At 66.9% G+C, this 25,742-nt stretch carries 25 protein-coding genes; 18 read left to right on the top strand and 7 right to left on the bottom strand.

What is annotated here, in order from left to right; translation table 11 throughout:
• Positions 1 to 6: 6 nt before the first annotated feature.
• Entirely contained in the window at positions 7 to 981 is a 975-nt protein-coding gene (locus ACV22W_RS02265) for a LysR substrate-binding domain-containing protein (protein WP_448017543.1), read from the bottom strand.
• 155 nt (positions 982 to 1,136) lie between these two features.
• Between ACV22W_RS02265 and aspA the strand changes: the two genes are divergently transcribed.
• Both aspA and ACV22W_RS02255 read left to right on the top strand, forming a co-directional pair.
• Positions 1,137 to 2,543, top strand: a complete 1,407-nt coding sequence (aspA, locus tag ACV22W_RS02260; RefSeq protein ID WP_448017542.1) for an aspartate ammonia-lyase — start codon at positions 1,137 to 1,139, stop codon at positions 2,541 to 2,543.
• A 103-nt stretch (positions 2,544 to 2,646) separates the two neighbouring features.
• Positions 2,647 to 4,146: an amino acid permease gene (locus tag ACV22W_RS02255; RefSeq protein WP_448017541.1), complete on the top strand. Its 1,500-nt coding sequence runs from the start codon at positions 2,647 to 2,649 to the stop codon at positions 4,144 to 4,146.
• Positions 4,147 to 4,179: 33 nt separating this feature from the next.
• Here ACV22W_RS02255 and ACV22W_RS02250 read toward each other — a convergent pair whose 3' ends face one another.
• Together ACV22W_RS02250 and ACV22W_RS02245 are read right to left on the bottom strand one after the other, a co-directional pair.
• Entirely contained in the window at positions 4,180 to 4,866 is a 687-nt protein-coding gene (locus ACV22W_RS02250) for an alpha/beta hydrolase (RefSeq protein WP_448017540.1), read from the bottom strand.
• Entirely contained in the window at positions 4,863 to 5,258 is a 396-nt protein-coding gene (locus ACV22W_RS02245) for a hypothetical protein (protein WP_448017539.1), read from the bottom strand. Before ACV22W_RS02245 ends, ACV22W_RS02250 begins: the two co-directional genes overlap by 4 nt.
• 96 nt (positions 5,259 to 5,354) lie before the next feature.
• Between ACV22W_RS02245 and ACV22W_RS02240 the strand changes: the two genes are divergently transcribed.
• The 6 genes from ACV22W_RS02240 to ACV22W_RS02215 all read left to right on the top strand — a co-directional run bounded on the left by ACV22W_RS02240 (position 5,355) and on the right by ACV22W_RS02215 (position 11,484).
• Complete coding sequence (locus ACV22W_RS02240; RefSeq protein ID WP_448017538.1) at positions 5,355 to 7,745, top strand: ATP-binding protein; 2,391 nt, start codon at positions 5,355 to 5,357, stop codon at positions 7,743 to 7,745.
• Positions 7,746 to 7,747: 2 nt separating this feature from the next.
• Positions 7,748 to 8,488 (top strand): methyl-accepting chemotaxis protein, encoded by a 741-nt coding sequence (locus ACV22W_RS02235; RefSeq protein WP_448017537.1) that lies wholly within the window; start codon positions 7,748 to 7,750, stop codon positions 8,486 to 8,488.
• A complete protein-coding gene (locus ACV22W_RS02230; protein ID WP_448017536.1) occupies positions 8,485 to 9,069 on the top strand; it encodes a hypothetical protein in 585 nt (194 codons plus the stop codon). The genes ACV22W_RS02235 and ACV22W_RS02230 overlap by 4 nt, the downstream gene beginning before the upstream one ends.
• A 26-nt stretch (positions 9,070 to 9,095) precedes the next feature.
• Positions 9,096 to 10,055 (top strand): chemotaxis protein CheX, encoded by a 960-nt coding sequence (locus tag ACV22W_RS02225; RefSeq protein WP_448017535.1) that lies wholly within the window; start codon positions 9,096 to 9,098, stop codon positions 10,053 to 10,055.
• Between the two features lie 36 nt (positions 10,056 to 10,091).
• Entirely contained in the window at positions 10,092 to 10,457 is a 366-nt protein-coding gene (locus ACV22W_RS02220; RefSeq protein WP_006765703.1) for a response regulator, read from the top strand.
• A gap of 232 nt (positions 10,458 to 10,689) precedes the next feature.
• On the top strand, positions 10,690 to 11,484 hold the full coding sequence (locus ACV22W_RS02215) for an enoyl-CoA hydratase (RefSeq protein WP_448017534.1): 795 nt from the start codon (positions 10,690 to 10,692) through the stop codon (positions 11,482 to 11,484).
• Positions 11,485 to 11,623: 139 nt separating this feature from the next.
• On the opposite strand, the gene alr is transcribed toward ACV22W_RS02215, so the two are convergent.
• Positions 11,624 to 12,745: an alanine racemase gene (gene alr, locus ACV22W_RS02210; RefSeq protein ID WP_448017533.1), complete on the bottom strand. Its 1,122-nt coding sequence runs from the start codon at positions 12,743 to 12,745 to the stop codon at positions 11,624 to 11,626.
• A gap of 303 nt (positions 12,746 to 13,048) precedes the next feature.
• Here alr and ACV22W_RS02205 point away from each other — a divergent pair, with 303 nt between their 5' ends.
• Complete coding sequence (locus ACV22W_RS02205; protein ID WP_448017532.1) at positions 13,049 to 13,420, top strand: MAPEG family protein; 372 nt, start codon at positions 13,049 to 13,051, stop codon at positions 13,418 to 13,420.
• A 153-nt stretch (positions 13,421 to 13,573) separates the two neighbouring features.
• Here the strand turns inward: ACV22W_RS02205 and ACV22W_RS02200 are convergent, their stop codons facing one another.
• Positions 13,574 to 14,086 carry a hypothetical protein gene (locus ACV22W_RS02200; RefSeq protein ID WP_448017531.1) on the bottom strand — a complete coding sequence of 171 codons (513 nt, stop codon included), beginning with the start codon at positions 14,084 to 14,086 and terminating at the stop codon, positions 13,574 to 13,576.
• 314 nt (positions 14,087 to 14,400) lie between these two features.
• Between ACV22W_RS02200 and glnH the strand changes: the two genes are divergently transcribed.
• The 7 genes from glnH to ACV22W_RS02165 all read left to right on the top strand — a co-directional run bounded on the left by glnH (position 14,401) and on the right by ACV22W_RS02165 (position 20,742).
• The gene (gene glnH, locus ACV22W_RS02195; RefSeq protein ID WP_448017530.1) at positions 14,401 to 15,153 is read left to right on the top strand and encodes a glutamine ABC transporter substrate-binding protein GlnH; all 753 of its coding nucleotides are present in this window, start codon (positions 14,401 to 14,403) and stop codon (positions 15,151 to 15,153) included.
• 15 nt (positions 15,154 to 15,168) lie between these two features.
• On the top strand, positions 15,169 to 15,876 hold the full coding sequence (gene glnP / locus ACV22W_RS02190) for a glutamine ABC transporter permease GlnP (RefSeq protein WP_448017529.1): 708 nt from the start codon (positions 15,169 to 15,171) through the stop codon (positions 15,874 to 15,876).
• A complete protein-coding gene (gene glnQ / locus ACV22W_RS02185) occupies positions 15,873 to 16,601 on the top strand; it encodes a glutamine ABC transporter ATP-binding protein GlnQ (protein WP_448017528.1) in 729 nt (242 codons plus the stop codon). Before glnP ends, glnQ begins: the two co-directional genes overlap by 4 nt.
• A 20-nt stretch (positions 16,602 to 16,621) precedes the next feature.
• Entirely contained in the window at positions 16,622 to 17,671 is a 1,050-nt protein-coding gene (locus tag ACV22W_RS02180; RefSeq protein ID WP_448017527.1) for a C45 family autoproteolytic acyltransferase/hydolase, read from the top strand.
• A 15-nt stretch (positions 17,672 to 17,686) separates the two neighbouring features.
• Positions 17,687 to 19,021 carry an aspartate aminotransferase family protein gene (locus tag ACV22W_RS02175; protein WP_448017526.1) on the top strand — a complete coding sequence of 445 codons (1,335 nt, stop codon included), beginning with the start codon at positions 17,687 to 17,689 and terminating at the stop codon, positions 19,019 to 19,021.
• Positions 19,022 to 19,046: 25 nt separating this feature from the next.
• Positions 19,047 to 19,601, top strand: coding sequence for a carboxymuconolactone decarboxylase family protein (locus tag ACV22W_RS02170; RefSeq protein ID WP_059679148.1), 555 nt, complete (start codon positions 19,047 to 19,049; stop codon positions 19,599 to 19,601).
• A gap of 328 nt (positions 19,602 to 19,929) precedes the next feature.
• Positions 19,930 to 20,742, top strand: a complete 813-nt coding sequence (locus tag ACV22W_RS02165; RefSeq protein ID WP_448017525.1) for an extensin — start codon at positions 19,930 to 19,932, stop codon at positions 20,740 to 20,742.
• A gap of 114 nt (positions 20,743 to 20,856) precedes the next feature.
• Here ACV22W_RS02165 and ahpF read toward each other — a convergent pair whose 3' ends face one another.
• Positions 20,857 to 22,455 (bottom strand): alkyl hydroperoxide reductase subunit F, encoded by a 1,599-nt coding sequence (gene ahpF / locus ACV22W_RS02160; RefSeq protein ID WP_448017524.1) that lies wholly within the window; start codon positions 22,453 to 22,455, stop codon positions 20,857 to 20,859.
• 125 nt (positions 22,456 to 22,580) lie between these two features.
• Positions 22,581 to 23,144 carry an alkyl hydroperoxide reductase subunit C gene (gene ahpC / locus ACV22W_RS02155; RefSeq protein ID WP_006488685.1) on the bottom strand — a complete coding sequence of 188 codons (564 nt, stop codon included), beginning with the start codon at positions 23,142 to 23,144 and terminating at the stop codon, positions 22,581 to 22,583.
• A gap of 321 nt (positions 23,145 to 23,465) precedes the next feature.
• On the opposite strand from ahpC, the gene ACV22W_RS02150 reads away from it, so the two are divergent.
• Both ACV22W_RS02150 and ACV22W_RS02145 read left to right on the top strand, forming a co-directional pair.
• Positions 23,466 to 24,422, top strand: coding sequence for an ABC transporter substrate-binding protein (locus ACV22W_RS02150; protein ID WP_448017523.1), 957 nt, complete (start codon positions 23,466 to 23,468; stop codon positions 24,420 to 24,422).
• Position 24,423: 1 nt separating this feature from the next.
• Positions 24,424 to 25,740 (top strand): dicarboxylate/amino acid:cation symporter, encoded by a 1,317-nt coding sequence (locus tag ACV22W_RS02145; RefSeq protein WP_448017522.1) that lies wholly within the window; start codon positions 24,424 to 24,426, stop codon positions 25,738 to 25,740.
• Positions 25,741 to 25,742: the final 2 nt, after the last annotated feature.

The following is a 25,742-nucleotide window of genomic DNA, read 5'->3' as shown; positions in this document are numbered from 1 at the left end:
CCGCCGCTACGCGCCCGCGTCGCGAATCTTCGTCAGTTCGACTTCCGACAGCTCGCCGATGTGCGCGAGATGCTCCGCGAGGAAGTCCTTCAGCACGCGCAACTTTGCCGAGCTGCGCCGGTTCGCCAGATACGCGATGTAGATGTAGTCGCCCGTGAGCTTGTTCTGCAGCCGGTAGCGCGGCAGCACGGCTTCGAGCCGGCCGCTCGCGAGCAGGTCGCGCACCAGCCAGATCTCGAATTCGGCGATGCCGAGGCCCGCGCAGGTCGCGTCCAGCAGCAATTCCGAATGGTCGGTGACGAGGTTGCCGGCCGGCAGCACGCTATGCCGTGCATCGCCGCGCACGAGCTCCCAGCGCGGATCGCCCTCGGGATGCACGTAGCGCAGGCAGTTGTGATGCCGCAGGTCGTCCGGCGTCGCGGGGCGCCCGCAGCGGTCGAGGTAGCCGGGCGTCGCGCACAGGATGCTGTCATTGCGCGACAGCCGGTGCACGATCAGATTGTCCAGGTAGTTCTCGCCTTCGTGAATGTCGAGGTCGAAGCCGCCGGCGACGAGGTCGTTGTGGTTGTCGGTGAGCCGCACGTCGAGCTGGATCGTCGGGTAGCGCGCGAGAAACGGTGCGATCAGCGGCGCGAGGTGACGGCGGCCGAATGCGACCGGCGCGGTGAGCTTCAGCGGGCCGCTTGGCTGTGAATTGAGCTCGGCGACGACGCGCAGCGTGTCGTCCAGATCGGCGATCATCGTGACCGCGCGTTCCAGGTAGATGTGGCCGGCCTCGGTCAGCGCCACGCTGTGCGTCGAGCGGTGCAATAGCGCGACGCCGAGGGCGTCCTCGATCGCCGTGATCTTGCGCGCGACCGTCGACGTCGACACGTGCATCTCCTTCGCGACCGCGGAAAAGCTTCCCATTTCGACGACCCGCACGAACGCGCGCATCGCGCCCAGGTGATCGATGCCTGTGTCTCTCGCCATTGTTTTCATTCGCCTATCGCTGTTGCGTCACACGCAAAACCGCTTTCGATAATACAGAAGCGAGGTTCTTTATGCAAAGGCATAGAATGCGATCCCGTCGCATGGGGAAGCGGTGAACGTAGCCGGTTTCCCGCGGCGGCACGAGACAATTCAGGAGGGGCACCATGACGGAAAGCGGCTTCCGCGTCGAGGCGGATCTATTAGGGAAACGAAGCATTCCGGATTCGGCGTACTACGGCGTCCATACGCTGCGCGCGAAGGAAAACTTCGACATTTCGGGGCGCACGATCGCGTCGCTGCCGTATCTCGTCATGGCGCTCGCGGCGGTGAAGGAAGCCGCTGCCGATGCGAACTGCGAGCTCGGGCTGCTGCCCGATGCGTATCGCGACGCGATCGCCGCCGCCTGTGTCGAGATCCGCGAGGGCCGGCTGCACGATCAGTTCGTGGTCGACATCATCCAGGGCGGGGCAGGCACGTCGACCAACATGAATGCCAACGAGGTGATCTGCAACCGCGCGCTCGAAATCATGGGGCATGCACGCGGGGAGTACGAATACCTGCATCCCAACGAGCACGTCAATCTCGCGCAGAGCACGAACGACGTCTATCCGACCGCGATCCGGATCGCGACCTGCTTCGCGGTCGAGCATCTGCTCGACGCGATGGCGCGCCTGCGCGATGCGTTCGCGGAAAAGGCCGACGCGTTCTCGGATCTGTTGAAGCTCGGCCGCACGCAGTTGCAGGACGCTGTGCCGATGACGCTCGGCCAGGAATTCTCGACCTACGCGGTGATGGTGACGGAAGACATCGCACGCCTGCAGGAAGCCGGGTTGCTGATGCGCGAAATCAATCTCGGCGCGACCGCGATCGGTACCGGCATCACCGCGCATCCGCAGTACGCGAAGAAGGCGCTGGCCGCGCTGCGGCGCATCACCGGCCTGGACCTGAGCACCGCGCCGAACCTGATCGAAGCGACGCAGGACTGCGGCGCGTTCGTGCAGGTCTCCGGCGTGCTGAAGCGGATCGCGGTGAAGCTGTCGAAAATCTGCAACGACCTGCGGCTGCTGTCGAGCGGCCCGCGCGCCGGCTTCGGCGAGATCAACCTGCCGCCCGTGCAGGCCGGTTCGTCGATCATGCCGGGCAAGGTGAACCCGGTGATTCCGGAAGTCGTGAACCAGGTCGCATTCGAAGTATTCGGCAATGACCTTACGGTGACGTTCGCCGCCGAGGCCGGCCAGCTTCAGCTCAACGCGTTCGAGCCGGTGATCGCGAGCGCGCTGTTCCGCAGCTTCGGTCACCTGACGGCCGCCTGCACGACGCTGGCGGACCGCTGCGTGAGCGGAATCACCGCGAACCCCGAGCGGTTGCGCGAAACGATGGAGCAGTCGGTCGCGCTCGCGACCGCGCTGAACCCGTATATCGGCTACAAGCGCGCGACCGCCGTGGCCGCAGAGGCCCATGCGAGCGGCAAGTCGATCCGCGAAGTCGTGCTCGATCGCCAGCTGATGACCGACGCGCAACTGGACGAAGCACTGCAGCCCGAAGCGCTGATCCGTCCGCGCGCGTACTGATTCCGGCCGCGCGGCGCCGGCGCATGCCGCCGGCGACCCGTGTGCGGCCGTTCCCGCAGCGCCCCGTCGACGGGCGCGACACATCAAGAAACGGAGACACTCCATGAAGCACGCCAGCGAGCGCGCAGCCGGCACGGCCGGCGGCGCGGATCCCCGTCATGCCGACCGAGACGCGATGTTCGCGTCGCACGAATCCGGGTATGAGAAACAGTTGAAGCCGCGCCACGTGCAGATGATCGCGATGGGCGGAGCGATCGGCACCGGCCTCTTTCTCGGCGCGGGTGGCCGCCTGCAGAGCGCGGGGCCCGCGTTGGCGGTCGTGTATCTCGTGTGCGGCGTATTCGCATTCCTGATCATGCGCGCGCTCGGCGAGCTCGTGATGCATCGGCCGACCAGCGGCTCGTTCGTGTCGTACGCACGGGAGTTCATGGGCGAGCGCGCGTCGTTCGTCGCGGGCTGGATGTACTACCTGAACTGGGCTACTACCGGCATCGTCGACATCACCGCGGTCGCGATCTACATGAAGTACTGGGCCGTGTTCTCGGACGTGCCGCAGTGGGTGTTCGCGCTCGGCGCGCTGGGGATCGTGTCGGTGATGAACATGATCGGCGTGAAGGTGTTCGGCGAGATGGAGTTCTGGTTCTCGATCGTCAAGGTGGGAACGCTCGCGTTGTTCCTGGTGATCGGCGCCGTGTTTCTCGGCAGCGGCCACCCGGTCGCCGGCCAGATGCCGGGGCTGCATCTGATCGCCGATCACGGCGGAATCTTCCCGCACGGAATCCTGCCGGCGGTGCTGATCGTGCAGGGCGTCGTGTTCGCATATGCGAGCATCGAGCTCGTCGGCGTCGCGGCGGGCGAAACCGCCGATGCGCGCAAGGTGCTGCCGAAGGCAATCAACAGCGTGATGTGGCGCATCGCGCTGTTCTACGTCGGCTCGGTCGTGCTGTTGACGATGCTGCTGCCGTGGACCGCGTACAGCGCGCACGAAAGCCCGTTCGTCACGTTCTTCGGCAAGCTCGGCGTACCGTACGTCGGCACGGTGATGAACGTCGTGGTGCTGACCGCCGCACTGTCGAGCCTGAATTCCGGCCTCTATTCGACCGGGCGCGTGCTGCGTTCGCTGGCGATGGGCGGCTCGGCGCCGCGCTTCGTGTCGCGGATGAACGCGCGCGGCGTGCCGTACGGCGGGATCCTCGTCACGGTCGCGGTCAATGCGATCGGCGTGCCGCTGAACTACATCGTTCCGGCGCAGGCGTTCGAGATCGTGCTGAACATGGCGTCGCTCGGGATCATCACGACCTGGGGCTTCATCGTGATGTGCCAGATCCTGTTCCGCCGCGCGGTCAATCGCGGCGAGTTGAACCCCGTGTCGTTCCGGATGCCCGGCGCGCCGTTCACGTCGTGGCTCACGCTCGGGTTCCTGGTCAGCGTGCTGGTGCTGATGGCGTTCGATTACCCGGGCGGCACGTGGACCGTCGGGATGATCCCGGTCGTCGTGCTCGCGCTCGTGGTGGGCTGGAAGCTCGCGAAGCGCGGTGCCGCGCGAGAGGCGTCCGCTGCAGCCGCCGCGCCGATCGGCGCCGATCCGGCGAGCAACGTCTGACGATACGCACGGGCGGGGCAACTGCCCGCGCGCTCAGTTCGATCCGGTGCGTGCACCGACCCAGCGGCCGAAGTCGCCGGCCATCTCCGCCGTGAGTTCGTGGCCGACGTCGTAGAGGCGCGTGTCGTGCGCGACGCCGAGCGCCGTCAGCTTCGCGTCGGCGGTTTCGGCCCATGCGACCGGCAGCTTGTCATCGAAGCGGCCGTGCATCACCAGCGCGTGCAGCGCGCTCAATGCGTCGCGCGGCGCGATCAGCGGATCGATCTCCGGCAGGATGCGCCCGCACAGCACCGCGAACGCGGCGACATCGGCCGGCGACGTGAGCGCGACGCTCGCGCTCATGATGCCGCCCTGGCTGAAGCCGGCGATCACGGTGGGCAGGGCGGCGCGTTCGTTGTCGTTGCCCCGGGCGCGCAACGCGCGCAGCAGCGCGATCAGCTGCACACGGCCCGCCTCCGCGCGAGCCGCATCGATTTCCGGGCCGTTCGGGCCGAAGCGCACCGGAAACCACGCGTGCTGGCCGGGGCCGAACGTCAGCGGGCCGCGCACGAACGCGATTTCGATGCAAGGGTCGATCGTGCCGGCCAGATTCAGCAGATTGGTTTCGTTGCCGCCGACGCCGTGCAGCAGCAACAGGCGGCCCACGGGGCGGCCCGCGGCCGGGCGCAGCCGGTAGTGGAGGCCGGATTCGGAGTCGGTGGTCGGCAGGACGTCGGTCATTGCAAGGGTCCGGTGGGGAAGTGATCCGACAGTCTAGAACGCGCGGGCGGGAAGGTGAATCGCGGGACGGCGATTGATTGTTTCCTGACTGGAATGAATCGACGGCCATTCGCCAAGTCGGCCGACGCAGCGATTCCGGCCGCACGGCAGAAGGTGCATACCCGATTCGATTCGCGGATAATGCGCAAACGTTTTACCGGCATTCGGCCGGATTGAATGACCGGATCGAAATTGAAAGAATGAATATCAGGATTCGATTTGTCGAGGCCGCCAGGCAGGCCCGCTGGGCCGTTCAGGCCGGAGGTTAACGGCCGATTCGAGAAGAACTTTAGGGTTTTCTCGCCGCAATTGATCATTGCGAGTTTCTCAACGACCGATTGATTTTCAGTCATCGGACAGTCATACACCATCCCCGATAATTCGGCGCTCACATTCTTTCAATAGACAAAAGGGCGATCGAAGCCGGATCGCTGCGGGGAGCTGTACTCATGACCATCCGTCATCGCATTACGCTGCTAGTCGTCCTGACGTTTTTCGCGCTGTCCGCGATCGGCGTGTACGCCGTGTACCAGACGCGCAAGAGCGCGTCCGAGGTGCGTCAGGTTACCCAGGGAATCGTGCCGAGCGCGCTCGCATCGGCGGATCTCGTCGCCGACGTGAAGAACATCCAGATCGCGACGATGACGCTGGTGTACGCGCCCGACGCGAACACCGCCGCGCAGGCGCGCGACGAGCTGAAGGCGAAGCAGGGCGCGCTGCGCGCGGCGCTCGACGCCCAGGCGAAATCGGCGGTCGGCCGCGCGCAGGAAGGCCTCGTCGAGCAGGCGAAGGACAGCGCCACGAACTACTTCGCCGCGATCGACGACACCGTGAAGATGAAGACCGACGGCAAGCCCGAGATGGCGCAGGCGTACCTGTTCGCGAACGTCGCGCAGTATCGCGACGAACTCGAGGGCATCGTCGACACGCTGCGCGTCGAGAAGAACCGCCAGAAGGACGATGCGATCCGCGCGCTGAACGGCATGCTCGCGACGACGGCCACCGCGATCGCGGGCGTGGCGGGCACGGTGGTCGTGCTGCTGACCGCGCTCGGCTTCGTGCTGTATCGCCAGATCACGCGCCCGCTGATCGGGATGCAGACGGCGATGAGCGAGATCGCCGCGAGCCAGGACTTCACGCGCCGCGTGCCGGTGGGCCGGATGGACGAGATCGGTCATTCGATCGTCGCGTTCAACGGGATGATCGAGAAGATCCAGGAGAACGCCGCGCAACTGAAGCAGAAGACGGCCGACATCCAGGCGATGCTGCAGAACATGCAGCAAGGGATCCTGACGGTCGTCGAAGGCGGCGTCGTGCATGCGGAGTATTCGGCTTACCTCGAGACCATCTTCGAGACCGGCGACATCGCCGGACGCGACCTGATGGCCCTCGTGTTCGACGATTCGAGCATCGGCTCCGACGCGCGCTCGCAGGTCGACGCGGCCGTGCATGCGTGCCTCGGCGAGGACAGCATGAACTTCGCGTTCAACGAGCACCTGCTCGTCAACGAAGTCGCGAAGCGGATGCCGGACGGCCGCGAGAAATGGCTCGACCTGAGCTGGTCGGCGATCACCGACGAGACCGACACGGTCGTGCGCCTGATGCTGTGCGTGCGCGACGTGACCGAGATTCGCGAGCTGACCGCGCAGGCCGGCGAGCAGCAGCGCCGCCTCGAGATGATCGGCGAGATCCTGTCGATCAGTCAGGACAAGTTCCACGACTTCGTGCACAGCGCGAAGGGCTTCCTCAGCGAGAACGAGCGGATGATCCGCCAGCACGAACGCGCCGATCATTCGATCGTCGCGGCGCTGTTCCGCAACATGCACACGATCAAGGGCAACGCGCGCACGTACAGCCTGCAGCATCTGACCAACATCGTGCACGAAGCGGAGCAGGCGTACGAATCGCTGCGCCGCGCGGACGGCGGCCCCGAGTGGAATCGCGATGCGCTGATGGACGACCTGGCCCGCGTGCGCGAAGCAGTCGACCACTACGCGACGATCAACGCGGTCACGCTCGGCCGGCATGGCGAGGCGGCGCAGCACGGCGGCACCGACTACCTGATGGTCGAGCGCGCGCATATCAGCGAGAGCCTGCGCATGCTCGACGGCGCCGATCCGGCGAACGCAAACGACTGGCGCGCGGCGCGCGATTCGGTGCGCCGCCTGCTGAGCCAGTTCGGCACGCAGGGCATCGGCGATGCGCTGGGCGGGGTGATCGAATCGCTGCCGTCGCTGGCGGCCGAACTCGGCAAGCCGGCGCCCGTCGTGCATATCGACAGCAACGGCCATCGCGTGCGCAGCGAGATCGGCGCGACGTTGAAGAACGTGTTCATGCACCTGTTGCGCAACGCGATCGACCACGGGATCGAAACGTCGGAAGAGCGTCGCGCGGCCGGCAAGGCGCCGGCCGGCAAGATCGACATCGCGGTCGACGTGGAGGACGATGCATTGCGCTTCGTGCTCGGCGACGACGGCCGCGGCCTCGCGCTCGACCGGATTCGCGGCATCGCGCGCGAGCGCGGCTGGATCGACGCCGGCAACGAAGCCGCGCTGACCGACGAAGCGGTGGCCGAACTGATCTTTCGCCCGGGCTTCTCGACCGCGCGCGCGGTGACCGAAGTATCGGGGCGCGGCGTCGGGATGGACGCGGTGCGCAACTTCCTGAAGCGCGACGGCGGCGACATCGCGCTGCGCTTCACCGACGATCGCGTCGGCGCGTCGTATCGCGCGTTCGAGACGATCGTGTCGCTGCCGGCGCGATTCGTGGCGGACGGCGCCGCCCGCGACGCCGGGCAGCCGACAGGCGCCGCCATCGCGAACGTCGACGTGGCGGAGTGATCGTGCAAGCGTGGATGATCCCGATCGGCGCCGCGCTGGCGGGCGGCATGGTGGTCGCGGCGGTGGCCGCGATCGTGTGTCGCATCACGCGAGCGCGACTCGTTGCCGCGCTGACGCGCGAAGCCGGGGCGTTGCGCGCCGCACTCGGCGCGGCCGATGCACGGGCCGATGAAGCCGTTGCCGCACATGCCGAAGCGGCGCGGGCGTGGGCACGCCGCGAAGCGGCGCTCGAGGAGGCGCTGGCGCGCGAGGCGGCCGGCACCGGCGAGCAGCGCGACGCGCTGCAGGCGCTCGCGGCCGAGCGCGCCGCGCTGTCGCAGCATGCGACGAAGCTCGCCGACGAAGCTGCGCGGCTGCGCGGGCTGGCCGGCACGTTCGAACGCTGGCACGAGCAGATGATCTCGCTGACCACGCAGAACCAGGACATGCGCACGAAGAACCAGGAGCTGTCGGCGATCGTCGCGCACGTGTCGATCGTGTCGCTGAACGCGTCGATCGAGGCCGCGCGCGCGGGCACGGCCGGGCGAGGCTTCTCGATCGTCGCGAGCGAGGTGCGCGGGCTCGCCGCGCGCTCGCAGCAGCTGTCGAACAGCTATCGCGACAGCCTGAATCGCAACGATCTCGTGACCGCCGCGACGTTCCAGGACATCCAGGCCGGCGGCAAGATGATCACGGCCGCGCTCGCGACGGTCGAGACGCTGGCCGGGCAACTGCATGCGCGGCTCGAGGGAGCGGCGGCGTGATCAGCGCGCAGGCCAGGGCCGGTTTCGAGCGGATCTTCTTCGATGCGGCGCGCACACGGCTCGCGTCCGGCGGCGCGTGCGAAATCAGGCCGGTAGCCGGCGATGCGCACGACGCGTCGCACGATTCGTCACGCGCGAAGTCGCGCGCGACGCCGAAGGTGCCCGAGCACGTCGCGGTGCTGACGATCTCGGCACTGTACTTCCGGCTGCTGCTCGCGCTGCGCTTTCGCGACGACGAACCGACGCGTCGTCACTTCGCCACGACGACGCCCGGCGCGAGCACGCAGCGGCCGCTGCCCGAGGCATTCATGGAAGTCGCGAACCTGTGCTGCGGCGCGATCAACCAGGCGCTGACCGCGCCGTTCCCCGATCTCGGGATGTCGACGCCTTACCTGTTGAGCGGCGCGAGCGTCGACTACCTGCCGGCGCTGCATCCCGACCACGTGGCCGCGTACGACGTGACGCTCGACGGCGACGTGCGGATCGGCGCGACGCTGTGCGTGTGCGCGAACGCGCCGGTCGATTTCCACGTGCCGGAAGCGGCGAGCGTGGACACGGGCGGCGAGCTCGAACTCTTTTGACCGATTGCGAGGAAGGACTCCTTGAGATGACCGTAGACCAACCCGTCAGCAAGGTGCTCGTGCTCGACGACAGCCGCGCGCATGCGGCGACGCTCAAGCGCTTCTGCGACGAGCACAACCTGGTCGGCCTGACCGTGCGGCGCAACCGGCTGCTGAAGGTGCTGCGCTCGAACATCGATCTCGGCGCGATCCTGCTCGCGGAGGACTACGGCGGCTCGCCGGACGAAAGCGCGATCATCGCGACGCAGATCGATGCGCTGCGGCCCGAGTTGCCGATCATCCTGCGCCGCGCGTCGAATGCGTCGCGCGACGGGCTGCCCGATGCGCTCGCGCGCGTCGCGTGCGCAGCCTACGTCGCCGACGACCTGACGCCACTCAAGCGCGCGATCGATGAATACCTGTTCGGCCGCGATTACCCGAACGCACTCGTGCGCGGCATCGCGGAGATCACCGAGGCGCGGCTCGACAGCCTGTTTCCGGGTCTCGCGATCGAGCGCGACACGCCGTGCATCGTGCGCGACCAGATCATCTTCGGCGAGGTGTTCAGCCTGATCGCGCTGGAAAGCGCGTGGTGCCGCGGCTACATGCTGCTGCAGACGAGCGAGCAGCCGCTGCTCGACATGATCGGCGGCACGCGCGACGACGGCCGCGCACCCGATTTCCGCGACGTGAACAACGTGCTTGGCGAGTTGACCAACCTCGTGTGGGGCGCGTTCAAGAACCGCTATCTCGGCGACGCGGAGGCACTCGCGCGCCATCCCGTGCAGGTGCCGCTCGTCGTCAATCACAAGCAGAAATTCATTTCGTTCGGCGGCGACTGTCCGCAGCTCTGTTTCAAGTACCGGATGACCGACCGCGAGTCGGGACGATCGGTGCGGCTCGACCAGCGTTTCGTGTTCAGCCTGAGCTGGTCGCCGGAGGATTTCCGCGAATCCGTGCAGGACGTGGGGCCGATGGTCGAGTCGGGCGAACTCGAACTGTTTTGAATGTTGAAGTCAGCAACAAGGAAAGGGGAATACGGCATGGCAAAGATTCTGGTGGTCGACGATTCGGGCACGGTGCGTGACGAGGTCGCGGGGTTCCTGCGCAATCACGGGCTCGACGTCGCGACGGCGGTGGACGGCAAGGACGGGCTCGCGAAGCTCAAGGCGACGCCCGGCGTGCGCCTCGTGATCAGCGACGTGAACATGCCGAACATGGACGGCCTGACGATGGTCGAGAAGATCCGCGGCGAGCTGGCGAATACGTCGGTCAACGTCGTGATGCTGACGACCGAAAGCAGCCCGGCGATGAAGGAGCGCGGCAAGGCCGCCGGCGTGAAGGGCTGGATCGTGAAGCCGTTCAAGGGCGACGCGGTGCTCGACGCGCTGAAGAAGCTCGCGGGCTGAGCGCGCACGCGGGAGATGCATCGCCGTTGAGCGGCGATCAACGGGCAGCCTGGGTAGCCTTCGCTTCACGGTGCGGCGACGTGCAAGCCGGCTTCGCCGGCCGGCCGGTCGCCCCCGCTGGACGCCGCGTGCAATGTGGAGGACGATTCGTGATCATGTCGATCGCGAATCCGGGCGCGTGCCACCCGTGCTGCAGATTCGCGCCCGATCGAACCCCGTCGAGCGGAGCATCATGGAACCCCGTCACGAAACCACCGAGCCGATCCTGCTGCGCGACGTGCGCGACGGCGTCGTCACGCTGCGGCTGAACCGGCCGCAACAGTTCAACGCGTTGTCGGAGGCGATGCTGGCGAGCCTGCAGGACGCGTTCGATTCGCTGGCCGCCGATCCGCACGTGCGCTGCGTCGTGCTCGCCGCCGAAGGCAAGGCGTTCTGCGCGGGCCACGACCTGCGGCAGATGCGCGCCAAACCCGAACTCGATTACTACCGCACGCTGTTCGCGCAATGCAGCCGCGTGATGCTCGCGATGCGCGCATTGCCGGTGCCGGTGATCGCACGCGTGCACGGCATCGCGACGGCGGCTGGCTGCCAGCTCGTCGCCGCGTGCGATCTCGCCGTCGCAGCGGACACCGCGCGCTTCGCGGTATCCGGAATCAACGTCGGGCTGTTCTGTTCGACGCCTGCCGTCGCCTTGAGCCGCAACGTGTCGGCGAAGCGCGCGTTCGACATGCTCGTCACCGGGCGTTTCGTCGATGCGGCGACGGCGGCTGCCTGGGGGCTCGTCAACGAGGCCGTGCCCGAGGATGCGCTCGACGCGGCCGTCGCGCGCAAGGTCGCGGAGATCGTCGCGAAGAGCCCGGCGGCGGTGCGCTACGGCAAGCAGATGTTCTACCGGCAGCGCGAACTGCCGCTCGACGACGCGTACGCGTTTGCCGGCGACGTGATGGCGCGCAACATGATGGAAGAGGACGCCGGCGAGGGGATCGACGCGTTCCTGGAGAAACGCAAGCCGGTGTGGCGTTCGTAGCGCGGCGGCCGCGCGTGCGCATTGCCCGCGCCAGCGCTTTTTACACGGTGCAAAAGCAGACGGGCCGCTGGCAAAGCGGCCCGCGAGCTGATCCGGATGCGCGGCGGCAGCGAGCGTGCCGCCGCATCTGCGCCGGGCATCAACGCCCGTAGCTGCCCGTGCGCAGCGCCGGCTGCACCGTCGACGTGCCGGGCGGCGCGATCACGACCGGCACGCGGGGCGCGAGTGCGCACATCAGCTCGTAGCCAATCGTGCCGCTGGCTTCCGCGACGTCGTCGACCTTCACCCGATCGCCCCACAGCTCGACGCTCGAGCCGATGCCAGCGTTCGGGCACGGCGTCAGGTCGACGGTCAGCATGTCCATCGACACGCGGCCGACGACGCGCGTCATCACGCCGTCCACCGCGATCGGCGTGCCGGTCGGCGCGTGACGTGGATAGCCGTCCGCGTAGCCGCACGCGACGACGCCGACGCGCATCGGCTGGTCTGCCGTGAAGCGACGGCCATAACCGACCGTTTCCCCCGGCGCGAGCGTCTGCACGCCGATGATCTTGCTCGTCAGCGTCATCGCGGCCATCAGCGGCGTGTCGGCGATGTGCCGCGACGCGCCGGTCGGCGACGCGCCATACAGGATCGTGCCCGGCCGCACCCAGTCGCGGTGCGCGCGCGGATGCCACAGCACGGCCGCCGAATTCGATGCCGTGCGCTCGCCCGGAATCCCTGCCGTGGCCGCATCGAACTGCTCGAGCTGCCAGTCGACTTCGCCTTCGTCGGCGTTCGCGAAATGCATCATCAGCGTGATCTTGCCGATCGACGGCGCGGCCGCCGCGCGTTCCCACGCGGCGCGGAATGCGCCGGGCCGGTAGCCGAGCCGGTTCATCCCGGAGTTCATCTTCAGCTGGATGTCGATCGGCTGCCGCGGCTTCGCGGCGATCAGCAGATCGAGCTGCGCGTCGCAGTGTACGGCCACCGTCAGCCGGTGGCGATCGGCCAGTTCGACGTCGGCGGGCTCGAAGATCCCTTCGAGCAGCAGCACCGGCTTGTCCCAGCCGAGCTCCCGCACGCGCACGGCTTCGTCGAGATCGAGCAGCGCGATGCCGTCGGCGGCCGCGAGGCCCGGATAGATCCGTTCGATCCCATGACCGTAAGCGTTGGCCTTGACCACGGCCCACACGCGCGATTGCGCGGCGGTGCGGCGGATGAAGTCGAGGTTGTGGCGGACGGCATCGGGACGGATATGGGCGACGATGGGACGGGGCATGGGCGGGCTTGGGTCGAAAGTCGTTCGGCGCACGCGGCGGCGCGGCGCGGGTGAGCAGGCTGGCGCGGCAATACGCCGAGCCAGTGTTGAACGCTATCTTATTGGTGTTCGACCAGTTTTAATTAACGTATTTGTCGACGATTTGGTGGAATTTTTGGTGCCTGATCCATGCCGTCACGGCCTTTGGCAGGCTGACTTGCCGAGTCTCCCGTCTAGAAAACCGGTGCGCGAACAGCCGGGTGCAATGCTAAGCTCTGCGCGACCGTGTCAGTGATCAATGTAATCATAAAGGAGGAGACTTTGATGACGACGTCCCAGATCTGCCTGTTCATCGTGGCGCTGTTGCCGTTCCCGATGACGTTCCTGGCCAAGGCCCGCAAGGGCTACGACAACCACGCGCCGCGCGAGTACCTGGCAAGGCTCGAAGGCTGGCGCGCGCGGGCGCAGGCCGCGCACCAGAATGCCTGGGAAGCGCTGGCGCTGTTTACGGCCGCACTGGTCGTCGCATGGCACAACGGCGCGAACGCGCATCACGTCGACCAGCTCGCGATGGGGTTCGTCGCGATTCGCGTCGTCTATGTGCTGACGTACCTGCTGAACTGGGCGGCACTGCGCTCGCTCGTATGGTTCGCGGGGATGGCCTGCGTCGTCGCGTTGTTCTTTGCCGCGCCGTGACGAGAGGATGAACAGGGGGGGGGGCGGCGCGGGCCTCGCGCGCGGGTCGCTACGCACCGCCCGCGCCGCGCGCGTGACTGTCGTTGGATGCGAGCGCAACGATCTTCGCGAGCTGAAGCGGCGGTGCATCGGCTTCGCGGCGCAGGAATGCGATCAACGGATCGAGCAGCCGAAGCCGTGCCGACGGATTGCGGCGAAGCACGACGCGCCATGACGCATCGCGTGCGAGGCCCGGCACCAGCGGCACCAGGCGGCCGCTGCACAGTTCGGGCTCGATCGGCGGCACGCGCGGCCCAGCGCCGCGCCGATTGCCTGACTGAAACTGCTGTAGCGGACGATCTTCGTCTCGAAGTCGTCCGGCAAGCCGAACTGCACGGCCCCGTTGCGCCAGTCGATTTCGGGGCTGTCCTCGTGCATCTTCTGCAGCAGCCGCGATCGGCATACATACCCCGATGCGTGCGGATACAGTTCTGGACTGCAGACCGAAAACACGGTTTCGCGCATCAACACGTCATCGTCGTCGCGCAGCCGGGGCGCGAGCACGTGCACGATCGCGAGATCAACGCCGCTGCGCGCGAAATCCGGTTCGTCGTCGACCACGACGGCGTGCAGCGGCGTTTCCGGATGCAGCGACGAAAGTTCCGCGAGGCGGCGCGCGAGCCACATCGACGAAAACGGCGGCGGTGGCCGGCATCGCGATCGCCGCGGCGTCGGCGCGCATGGGACCCTCCGGTCGCGCCGAATTGCCGGGCGGGCGCCCGTCCACGCGCGCGCCTTTCCTCCGATCAATCCCGCCCGTGCGGCTCGGGTTTGTCTCGATGCATTTTCCTGTTGAGCATTTTTTTGTTGTCGTAGTATCCGTGTTGACAACACTTGTTGCACTAATGTCTAATTCAACATCGCATGTTGCGGTGCGGCTTGATGTCGTCGTTCCCCGGCCGGCCGGCCGGTTACATCGCTCAACCATGCGGAGAAAAGTCATGAGTCGCCGTTCCTTCCTGAAAGCCGTCGCGGTGGTCGCCGCGCTCGGCGCCAGCATCGCGCACGCGGATACCAAGACGCTCGTCGTCGGGACCGATACGTCGTTCATGCCGTTCGAGTTCAAGCAGGGCGACAAGTACGTCGGCTTCGATCTCGACTTGTGGGCCGAGATCGCGAAGGACCAGGGCTGGAAATACACGATCCAGCCGATGGATTTCGCGGGCCTGATCCCGGCGCTGCAGACGCAGAACATCGACGTCGCGCTGTCGGGGATGACCATCAAGGAAGAGCGGAAGAAGGCGATCGACTTCTCCGCGCCGTACTACGACAGCGGCCTCGCCGCGATGGTGCAGACCGGCAACACAACGATCAAGTCGATCGACGACCTGAACGGCAAGGTGATCGCCGCGAAGACGGGCACCGCGACGATCGACTGGATCAAGGCGCACCTGAAGCCGAAGGAGATCCGCCAGTTCCCGAACATCGACCAGGCATATCTCGCGCTCGAGGCCGGCCGCGTCGACGCGGCGATGCACGACACGCCGAACGTGCTGTTCTTCGTGAACAACGAAGGCAAGGGCAAGGTGAAGGTCGCGGGCCAGCCGGTCAGCGGCGACAAGTACGGGATCGGCTTCCCGAAGGGCAGCGTGCTCGTGCCGAAGGTCAACGCGTCGCTCGTGAAGATCAAGGCCGACGGCCGCTACGCGCAGATCTACAAGAAGTGGTTCGGCGCCGAGCCGCCGAAGATGTGAGCGTGACGGCACAGCATGGCGTGGCCGGGCGGCCGCGCCGGTCTTGGATCGGACGGGGAGCGACAGGTGAATTTCGATTGGTCGGCGATCTGGGCGGCGTTGCCGGACCTGATGGACGGGGTCCGGTTGACGGTGTTCATCGCATTTTTCGGGCTGGTGGGCGGATTCGTCGTCGGGATGATCGCGGGCATGTTCCGCGCATACGGACCGAAGGCGATGAACGTGCTCGCACAGGTTTATATTGAACTGATCCGCGGCACGCCGATCGTCGTGCAGGTGATGTTCCTGTATTTCGCGTTGCCGCTGCTCGCGCATATCCGCATCGACGGCCTGACGGCCGCGATCATCGCGATCACGGTGAATTCGGGCGCGTATCTCGCGGAAGTGGTGCGCGGCGCGCTGCTGTCGATCCCGAAGGGGCTGACGGAAGCGGGGCTCGCGATGGGCCTGTCGATGCCGCGCGTGCTGCTGAAGGTGGTCGGGCCGCTCGCATTCCGGCGCCTGATTCCGCCGCTCGGCAACCAGTGCATCGTGAGCCTCAAGGACACGTCGCTGTTCATCGTGATCGGCGTCGGCGAATTGACGCGCAAGGGGCAGGAAATCATTGCCGGCAACTTCCAGGCGGTCGAGATCTGGACCGCGGTGGCCGTCATCTACCTGCTGTTGACCGGCGCGATGACGCTGACGCTTCGGCTCGTCGAAAAGAGGATGCGCATCTTATGAGCATGATCGAATTCCAGAACGTGTCGAAGAGCTTCGGCCATGTGCCGGTGCTGAAGCATATCGACCTGAAGATCGATGCGGGCGAGGTGGTCGTCGTGATCGGTCCGTCGGGTTCGGGCAAGTCGACGATGTTGCGCTGTATCAACGCGCTCGAGAAAATCACGAGCGGCGAGTTGCTGGTCGACGGCCAGAGCGTGCGCGGCAACGCGTCGACGATCCGCAACATCCGGCTTGAAGCGGGCATGGTGTTCCAGCAGTTCAACCTGTTTCCGCAGATGACCGCGCTCGAGAACGTGATGTTCGGGCCGACCCAGGTACGCGGCGCGTCGCGCGCCGACGCGCGCGACCAGGCGATGGCGCTGCTCGACAAGGTCGGCCTCGAATCGCGCGCGAATCATTATCCGTCGGAGCTGTCGGGCGGCCAGCAGCAGCGCGTCGCGATCGCACGCGCGCTCGCGATCCGGCCGCGGCTGATGCTGTTCGACGAGCCGACGTCGGCGCTCGATCCGGAATTGCGCCACGAAGTGCTGAAAGTGATGCAGGATCTCGCGACCGAAGGAATGACGATGATCGTCGTCACGCACGAGATCGGCTTCGCGAAGCGGGTCGGCACGCGGTTGCTGTTCATGGATCAGGGCGGCATCGCCGAGGACGGCCGCCCGGTCGACCTGATCGACCGGCCGCCGACCCCGCGCCTGAAGGAATTCCTGAAACACGTGTCCTGAACGAAACCGAGTCAACCGACATGCCGCTTTCCCCATCTCCCGTCATCGCCGGCACGCCGTTCGACATCGGCGTGCGCCTCGGCGAGCTTGCCCGCCCCGTGTTCGATGCGTACATGCAGCAGAGCAGCGCATGGCAGGCCGTGCGCCGCTGGCGCGGCCATCCGTTCGTCGCCGCGCTGCGACAGGCCGCGCTGGCCGCGTACCCCGATCTCGTCGCGGAACTGGACGGGATTGCGGCGGGCATCGGCTGGCCGGCCGAGGACATTTTCCTGTGGAACTGCCGCGGCGAACTGATCCATCACGCGCCGGACGGCTGCACGACGCTCGCCGGGCGCGATGCGCACGGCACGCGCTGGATCGCGCACAACGAGGACGGCGATCCGTACCTGCGCGAGCGCTGCCTGCTGGTCGACGTGCAGCCACAAGGCAAGCCGGGCTTCATCAGTTTCTACTACCCGGGCTCGCTGCCCGGGCATACGTTTGCCGCGAACCGCGCGGGCGTCACGCAGGCGATCAACAACCTGCGGATCCGCACGCCGGCGGTCGGCGTGCCGCGAATGATCCTCGCGCGCGCCGTGCTCGACGCCACATCGCTCGATGCGGCCGCCGACGTGCTGCGCACGCATGCGCGCGCGAGCGGCTTTCACCATACGCTCGGCGCGACCGGCGATCCGCGGCTCCTGAGCATCGAGGCGAGCGTCGCGCGCTGCTCGGTCGTCGAAGTCGCGCATCTTGCCGGTCACGCGAATCATCTCGTGCATCCGGGATGCGAGGCGGAAGCGCAGATCGTCACGCAATCGTCCGGCGATCGTCAGCGGCGTGTCGATGCGCTGACGCCGGGCATCGACGCGATCGACGAAGCCGCGCTGCTGCGCGTGCTCGGCGACCGCGCACCGGAAGGACTGCCGATCTATCGCGACGATCCGGCCGACCCCGACGATGAAAACACGCTGGCGACTGCCGTGTTCGCGATTCGCGACACCGCGATCGACTTCACCATTCACCAACACGGCACGCGGCGCTTCGCGTCGCGCATCGTGCCGTCCGCGCACGCGCGCAGCGCGTCCTGATCCATGAGGCAACGCATGACGACCGTTTTTCATCGCGCTCCACGCGCCACTTTGCCCGTCGCCGTTGCAGGCGACGGCATCGAGATCATCGATTCGACCGGCAAACGCTACATCGACGCGTGCGGCGGCGCGGCCGTGTCGTGCCTCGGCCACAGCAACCAGCGTGTGATCGATGCGATCAAGCGGCAGGTGCAGCAACTGCCGTACGCGCATACGTCGTTCTTCACGACCGACGTGGCGGAAGAACTGGCGGACCGGCTCGTCGAGGCCGCGCCGGCCGGTCTCGAACACGTGTATTTCGTGTCCGGCGGATCCGAGGCGATCGAAGCCGCATTGAAGCTCGCGCGCCAGTATTTCGTCGAGAAGGGCGAGCCGCAGCGCCGCCATTTCATCGCACGGCGACAGAGCTATCATGGCAACACGCTCGGCGCGCTCGCGATCGGCGGCAACGCATGGCGGCGCGAGCCGTTCCTGCCGCTGCTGATCGAGGCGCATCATGTGAGCCCGTGCTATGCGTATCGCGACCAGCAGGCAGGGGAAACCGACGAAGCCTATGCACAGCGCCTGGCTGACGAGCTGGAGCAGAAGATCGTCGAACTCGGCGCGGAAAACGTCGCGGCATTCGTCGCGGAAACGGTGGTCGGTGCGACGGCAGGCGCGGTACCGCCGGTGCGTACCTACCTGAAGAAGATTCGCGCGGTGTGCGACAAGTACGGCGTGCTGTTGATCCTCGACGAAATCATGTCGGGAATGGGGCGCACCGGTTACCTGTTCGCGTGCGACGAAGATGGCATCGCGCCCGACCTGCTGACGATCGCGAAGGGGCTCGGCGCAGGATACCAGCCGATCGGCGCGACGCTGGTGAGCGATCGCATCTACCGGACGATCGTCGACGGCTCGGGTTTCTTCCAGCATGGCCACACGTATCTCGGTCATGCAACGGCCTGCGCGGCTGCGCTCGAAGTGCAGCGCGTGATCGCCGAAGAGAAGCTGCTCGACAACGTGAAGGCGCGCGGCGAGCAATTGCGCGCGTCGCTGCGCGAGCATTACGGCGCGCATCCGCATGTCGGTGACGTGCGCGGCCGCGGGCTGTTCGTCGGCGTCGAGCTCGTGCGCGATCGCGACAGCAAGGCGACGTTCGATCCCGCGTTGAAGTTGCATGCGGCAGTCAAGCGCGAAGCGATGCAGCGCGGCCTGATGGTGTATCCGATGGGCGGCACGATCGATGGCGTGCACGGCGATCACATACTGATCGCACCGCCGTTCGTCTGCACCGCGCAGCAGATCGACACGATCGTCGAACGGCTGTCCGGCGCGATCGATGCGGCGCTCGCATCGGTCGGCGCGTGAACCTCTATCTCATCGAATCCTCACCATGACGGACAGACTGCCTCCCTTCGATCCCGCATCGGCCACCGACGAGCAGAAGGCCGTGCTCGCCGACATTCTCAGCGGCCCGCGCGGCAACCTGAACGGGCCGTTCCTCGGCTGGATCGCGAGTCCCGAGCTCGCGCAGCACGCGCAGCGGCTCGGCGCGTTCTGCCGCTATCGCACGGGGCTGCCGCTGCGTCTGTCGGAGCTCGCGATTCTCGTGACAGCCGCGCGCTGGCGCTCGCAGGCCGAGTGGCACATCCATCATCCGATCGCGCTCGATGCGGGTGTGCCGGCTGCGACGGCCGACGCGATCCGCCGCGGCGTCGAGCCGGCGTTCGAATCGGACGACGATGCGCTGATCCATGCGTTCGCGACCGAGCTGTACGACACGCGGCGCGTGAGCGACGCGACGTTCGCGCGCGCGCAGGCGCGTTTCGGCCACGAGACCGTCGTGAACCTCGTCGCGCTGCTCGGCTATTACGCGCTCGTGGCGATGACGCTCAACACGTTCGGTATGCGCGCGGACGGACAAACGGATTTGCCGTTTCCGGAGTAATCGCCGCATGCGGGGTGCTTTTGATCGCGTTCATTGCGTGTGTCGTTCATACGCCGGCGCGGCAAGGTACGGCGCCGTTTCGCGACACGCGGCACTTTCCCTGACTCGCCGTGCTTCAGCGTGGATGGCGTATCTTCCGCGACATCGATCGTCCGATGAAATACCGCCGGGGGGCGATGTCGAACCGTCTGACGATAGGGCGACGCGGTGCGGCAAGGCCGCGCCGCTCTGGGGTCGACATCAATGAAACCAATTGTATTCGTGCGGGATCAGCCGCGATCGCACGCGTATGATGGCTTGTTCACGTCGATAAGATCGGTGAGCAAGCATGACTAGTACCCGTAAGACATTGATGATCGCCGGCGGCCTGCTGGTTGCCGCGGCCGGCACCGGCTACGTGATGCTCCTGCGTGCGGACCACCGCGCGATCGCGGAGGCCGGCATCGGCGACGCCGCGGCGCCTGCCGCCGCCGTGACGGCAGCGAACGACGGCCACACCGCACAAGGCACGATCGCGCCGCCTGCGGCGGTCGCCGTCCCTTCCACGCATATGGATGAGGCCGTGCCGCAACCTGCGGCCGTACGGCCGCCTCCCGCGACTCCTGCGCATACGAGCGCGGCGCCGGCATCCGCTGCCGTCGCGCCGGTCGTCGCCGCGCCGGCGCCACCGCCGAAACCGAGTGCGCCGCCGCCGACCGTCCATGTCGTGACGGTCGAGCCGGAGGATGCGACCCCGCCGAAAGCCCAGCCCGCTCCGCCGGTAAAAGCGCCGGTACAAGCGGCGCAACCCGTGCAATCGATGCCGCCGGCCCAGGCGACGCAGGCGGCTCGGCCGAGTCAGCAGGCGGAGCAGCCGACCCAGCACGCGGCGCGCAAGCGCGACGGGCTCGAGCGGCACGCTGCCGCGACGCCCGCGGTGAAATCCGAAACGCCTGAAACCGCTGCACTCGTGCGGGAATCGGCAAAGCTCGATCCGTCGTTGCCGCCGCCGCAATACGTGGCGACGCCGAGCGCCGATCGGCAGCACGCGACGACGGGCGCGAATCCGGTCGCAGCCGCGATGACCGATCAACTGGTCAGGCAGTCGAGCAGCTTCAAGGCAGCCACACCGGCGAACGCCGGGCCCGGCGTGACCCAGTGAGAACGGAGCGGCCGCGCTCGCGCAGCGCCGCTCGATGCCGGATGAAAAAGGGCCCCGCACGCCGACCAGGGCATGCGGGGCCAAGAGACACGAACTTGTGTGGTGCGTCGCGCGTTACGCGGCGATCGCTTCTTCGGCCTGCGGCGCGTCGGCGGTAGCGGGCGTCGCGTCTTGCCGGATCAGGTGATCGAACGCGCCGAGCGATGCCTTCGCGCCTTCGCCCACCGCGATCACGATCTGCTTGAACGGCACCGTCGTCACGTCGCCGGCGGCAAACACGCCCGGCACCGACGTCGCACCGCGCGCATCGACGACGATCTCGCCGTGCTTCGACAGTTCGATCGTGCCCTTCAGCCATTCGGTGTTGGGCACGAGGCCGATCTGCACGAACACGCCTTCGAGATCGACCCGCTTCGTTTCACCCGAACGCAGATCCTTGTAGACGAGCCCGTTCAGCTTGCTGCCGTCGCCGGTCAGCTCGGTCGTCTGCGCCTGCGTGACGATCGTCACGTTCGGCAGGCTGCGCAGCTTGCGCTGCAGCACTTCGTCCGCGCGCAGTTGCGCCCCGTATTCGATCAGCGTGACTTCCTTCACGATGCCGGCCAGGTCGATCGCGGCCTCGACGCCCGAGTTGCCGCCGCCGACCACCGCGACGCGCTTGCCCTTGAACAGCGGGCCGTCGCAGTGCGGGCAGTATGCGACACCGCGGTTGCGGTATTCGCGCTCGCCCGGCACGTTGATTTCGCGCCAGCGCGCGCCGGTCGCGAGAATGATCGTCTTCGCCTTCAGCACGGCGCCATTCGCGAGGCGGACGTGGTGCACGTCGCCCGGAATCAGCGCGTCGGCGCGCTGCACGTCCATGATGTCGACGTCGTACTGCTTCACGTGCTGCTCGAGCGCCGCGGCGAACTTCGGTCCTTCCGTTTCCTGCACCGACACGAAGTTCTCGATCGCCATCGTGTCGAGCACCTGGCCGCCGAAACGCTCGGCGACGACGCCCGTCGCGATGCCCTTGCGCGCCGAGTAGATCGCGGCGGCCGCACCGGCCGGGCCGCCGCCGACGATCAGCGTATCGAACACGGGCTTGTTCTCGAGCGACTTCGCGGCGCGGGCGCTGGCGCCCGTGTCGAGCTTCGCGAGGATTTCCTTCACGCTGCTGCGGCCCTGGCCGAACGATTCGCCATTCAGGAACATCGTCGGCACGGCCATGACCTGGCGTGCTTCGACCTCGTTCTGGAACAATGCGCCGTCGATCGCGACGTGGCGGATGCGCGGGTTGATCAGCGACATCACGTTCAGCGCCTGCACGACTTCCGGGCAGTTCTGGCACGACAGCGAGAAATACGTCTCGAATGCGTAGTCGCCGTCGAGCGCGCGGATTTGTTCGATCACGTCGTCGTCGAGCTTGAGCGGATGGCCGCCCGTCTGCAGCAGTGCGAGCACGAGCGACGTGAATTCATGGCCCATCGGGATGCCGGCGAAGCGGATGCCGGCCGGCTTGCCGGGTTCACCGATCGAGAACGATGGCTTGCGCTCGGCATCGTCGCGGCGTTCGGTCACGGTCACGCGCGACGTCAGCGACACAATCTCGTTCAGCAGCGCAAGCAGTTCCTGCGATTTCGCGCTGTCGTCGAGCGACGCGACGAGTTCGATCGGGCGCGTGATCTTTTCGAGGTACGCTTTCAGTTGGTTCTTGAGATTGGCGTCGAGCATGGCGTTTCGGATTCCGTATTGATAATTATGGTCGGGCACGTCGTGCCGGAGAAAGGCGCGGGCCGCACGAGGCGGCCCGCATTCGCGAGACGCGCACGCCTCGTGCGAGGCGCGCGGCACGATCGTCAGATCTTGCCGATCAGATCGAGCGACGGGGTCAGCGTTTCCGCACCCGGCGTCCACTTGGCCGGGCACACTTCACCCGGATGCGCCGCGATGTATTGCGCGGCCTGCACCTTGCGCAGCAGTTCGCCTGCGTCGCGGCCGATGCCGTTGTCGTGGATTTCGCACAGCTTGATCTCGCCTTCCGGGTTGATCACGAACGTGCCGCGCAGCGCCATCCCTTCTTCCTCGATCAGCACGTCGAAGTTGCGCGACAGCGTGAGCGTCGGGTCGCCGATCATCGGGTACTTGATCTTGCCGATCGTGTCCGACGTGTCGTGCCATGCCTTGTGCGTGAAGTGCGTATCGGTCGACACGCCGTAGATCTCGACACCCAGCTTCTGGAATTCCGCGTAGCGGTCGGCGAGGTCGCCCAGCTCGGTCGGGCAGACGAACGTGAAGTCGGCCGGGTAGAACACGACGACGGACCACTTGCCCTTGAAGTTCTCTTCGGACACGGGGACGAAATCGCCGTTGTGGTATGCGGTGGCTTTGAACGGTTTGATTTGGGTGTTGATGATCGGCATCTTGCGAGTTCCTTTGCTTGGGTGTTGATGAAGTGTTGCCAGTATCCGGGTTCACCCCTGGTTTGTGAAATTGCTTGTTTCAATCCGCGGCATCGGGAATTTCTATCTGCTTCCGGCCCCCGTCGCGACGGGCCGTCCGGTCGGCCCATGCCATCCGGGCCGGGCCATCCGGCGGATTTCGGCCGGCCGGCGCTTCTGACACATTGGGCGTGCGGGAGGGCGCCGCGCCGGGCGACGGCGACGCGCCCCGCGCAAGGGCCCGGCGTCCGTTCGTCACGAACGGCTGCGCGGTCGTCAGACACGCTTCGTCCCACTGCCGCCATGAACCTCTTTTCCGGACGCACCCTGCGTGCGCTGCTCGCGTGGTTCCACGAGATCGTCCCCGAGCGGCGATGCCAGCATCGGCTCCTGCGCGGTGCGGCCTGCATACTCATGACCGTGTCGTGTGCCGCGCCGGCGCTCGCCGTCGATGCGTCCGCGCCGGCCGCGACGGCGACACCCGCCACCACGTCGACCGGCCTCGTGCAGATGCCCGACGGCCGGCTGCTCGCGCCCGAGTTCGCCCGCATCGTTTCGCGCGGCGCGCTCGTCGTCGCGGTGCTCGGCGTCGATCAGCCGCCGTTCTTCATGTCGCGCAACGGCGCATTGGCCGGCGTCGACATCGATCTCGCCGACGAACTCGCGAAAAAGCTCGGCGTGTCCGTGCAGTTCGACCGCGATGCGCGCACTTTCGACGATGTCGTTCACCTGCTCGCGACCGGGCAGGCCGACGTCGCGATCAGCAAGCTGTCGCGCACGTTGCCGCGTGCGCAGGTGGTCCGCTTCAGCACGCCGTACATCAACCTGCGACGCGCGCTGCTGATCAACCGCGTCAGCTTCGCGGAACTGGCGAAAGGGCGCGCGCTGCCGGAAGTCGTGCGCGATTACCGCGGCACGATCGGCGTCGTCGCGGGGTCGGCCTACGCGGAGTACGTGCGCAACGACTTCCCGGCCGCGCGGGTGCGCACGTATCCGAGCTGGCCGGCGACGCTCGACGCGCTGAGCGCCGGCGCGGTCACGGCCGTGTATCGCGATGAACTCGCGATCAAGCTCGTGATGCAGGACGACCCGACCGCGCCGATCCGCCTGCGCGTCGCGACCTTCGACGACCTCACCGACGCGCTTGCCGTCGGTGTGCCGGTGTCGACGCCGACGCTGCTCGCGTTCGTCAACCAGTTCCTGGCCGAGCGCAACAAGCGGCTCGACGTGAAATCCCTGCTCGATGCGATGGGTCGCTGACATGAACACGAACCGGAACAGGAACGAGAACATCAGGATCATGCCGCGCATCGAGCGGCTGCATGCGCTCGCGATTCATCCGTTGACGGTCTTCGGCAGCCTCGCGCTCGGGATCGTGGCGGGCGTGCTGTGGCCGGCCGCCGCGCCGAAGTTCGACTATGTGGGCCAGGTATACGTCGGCCTGCTGAAGATGACGGCGCTGCCGTTCATGACGGCCGCCGTGATCTTCAGCCTGCAGCGGCTGCTGCGCGACGGCAGCGCGTCGGATCTCGTGATGCGCGTGATCGCGATCTTCGGCTGCGCGTCGGTGTTCGTCGTGGCGGTCGGCGCGGTCGTGCTGGTCGCGATGCGGCCGGGCGAGCATCTGTCGAACGCGACGCTGAAGGCGTTCGGCGCGCTGGTCGGCACCGACGGCGCGGCGAGCGACACCGTGATGACGCTGTACGGCACCGATCCCGCGGAGAAGTCGTCGGGCCTTGCCGACATGTTGATCGCGCTGGTACCCGGCAACTTCTTCGCGGCGCTCGCGAGCGGCGACACGCTGAAGGCGCTGGTGTTCTCGCTGTTCTTCGGTTTCGCGTCGGGGCGTGTGCCGGCGAGCATCTCGGCGGCGCTGAGCCAGACCCTGGAGACGGTCTATTTCACGTGCCAGAAGATCATGCACTGGCTCGCGTATCCGACGCCGATCGTGCTGTTCTGCGGCGGCGCCGCGCAGATCGGCACGTCGGGATTCGGGCCGCTCGAGGCGATGGTCCGCTTCGTCGCGGCGTTCGCCGTCGTCGCGCTCGTACTGATCGCGGCCGCGATCGTCGTGATCTGGAAGCGCTCGGGCGCGACGCTGGCCGAGACGCTCGCCGGGTTGCGCACGCCGTTCGCGATGGCGCTCGCCACGCGCAGCAGCGTGGCCTGCATGCCGAGCATGATCGAGTGCCTGGCCGACGGCTTCGGCTTCGCCCGTGCACGCGTCGAACTGGTTGTTCCGCTTGCCGTGTCGCTGCTGCGCGTCGGGCCGATGGTTTATTACGCGAGCGCGACGCTGTTCGTCGCGCAACTCTACGAACGGTCGCTCGGCCCTGGCGAGCTTTGCGTCGTGCTGGTCGCATCGGTGCTGGCCGGATTCGCGTCGACCGGCACGTCGGGCGTCGTGACGGTGTCGCTTGCCGGCATGGTGTGCGCGGCACTGCACCTGCCGTTCGAGGCTGCGTTCGTGCTGTTCGCGGCAATCGATCCGTTCTGCGAAATATTGCGGACGCTGTTGCTGGTGATCGGCAACTCGGCCGTCGTGTCCGCGATCTGCGCGCGGCCGCCGCGCGCGTGAAG

It is taken from the genome of Burkholderia sp. AW49-1, from assembly GCF_053427845.1.
The sequence above is the reverse complement of the archived record's forward strand: the minus strand, read 5'-3'. Positions and strand labels throughout refer to the sequence as shown.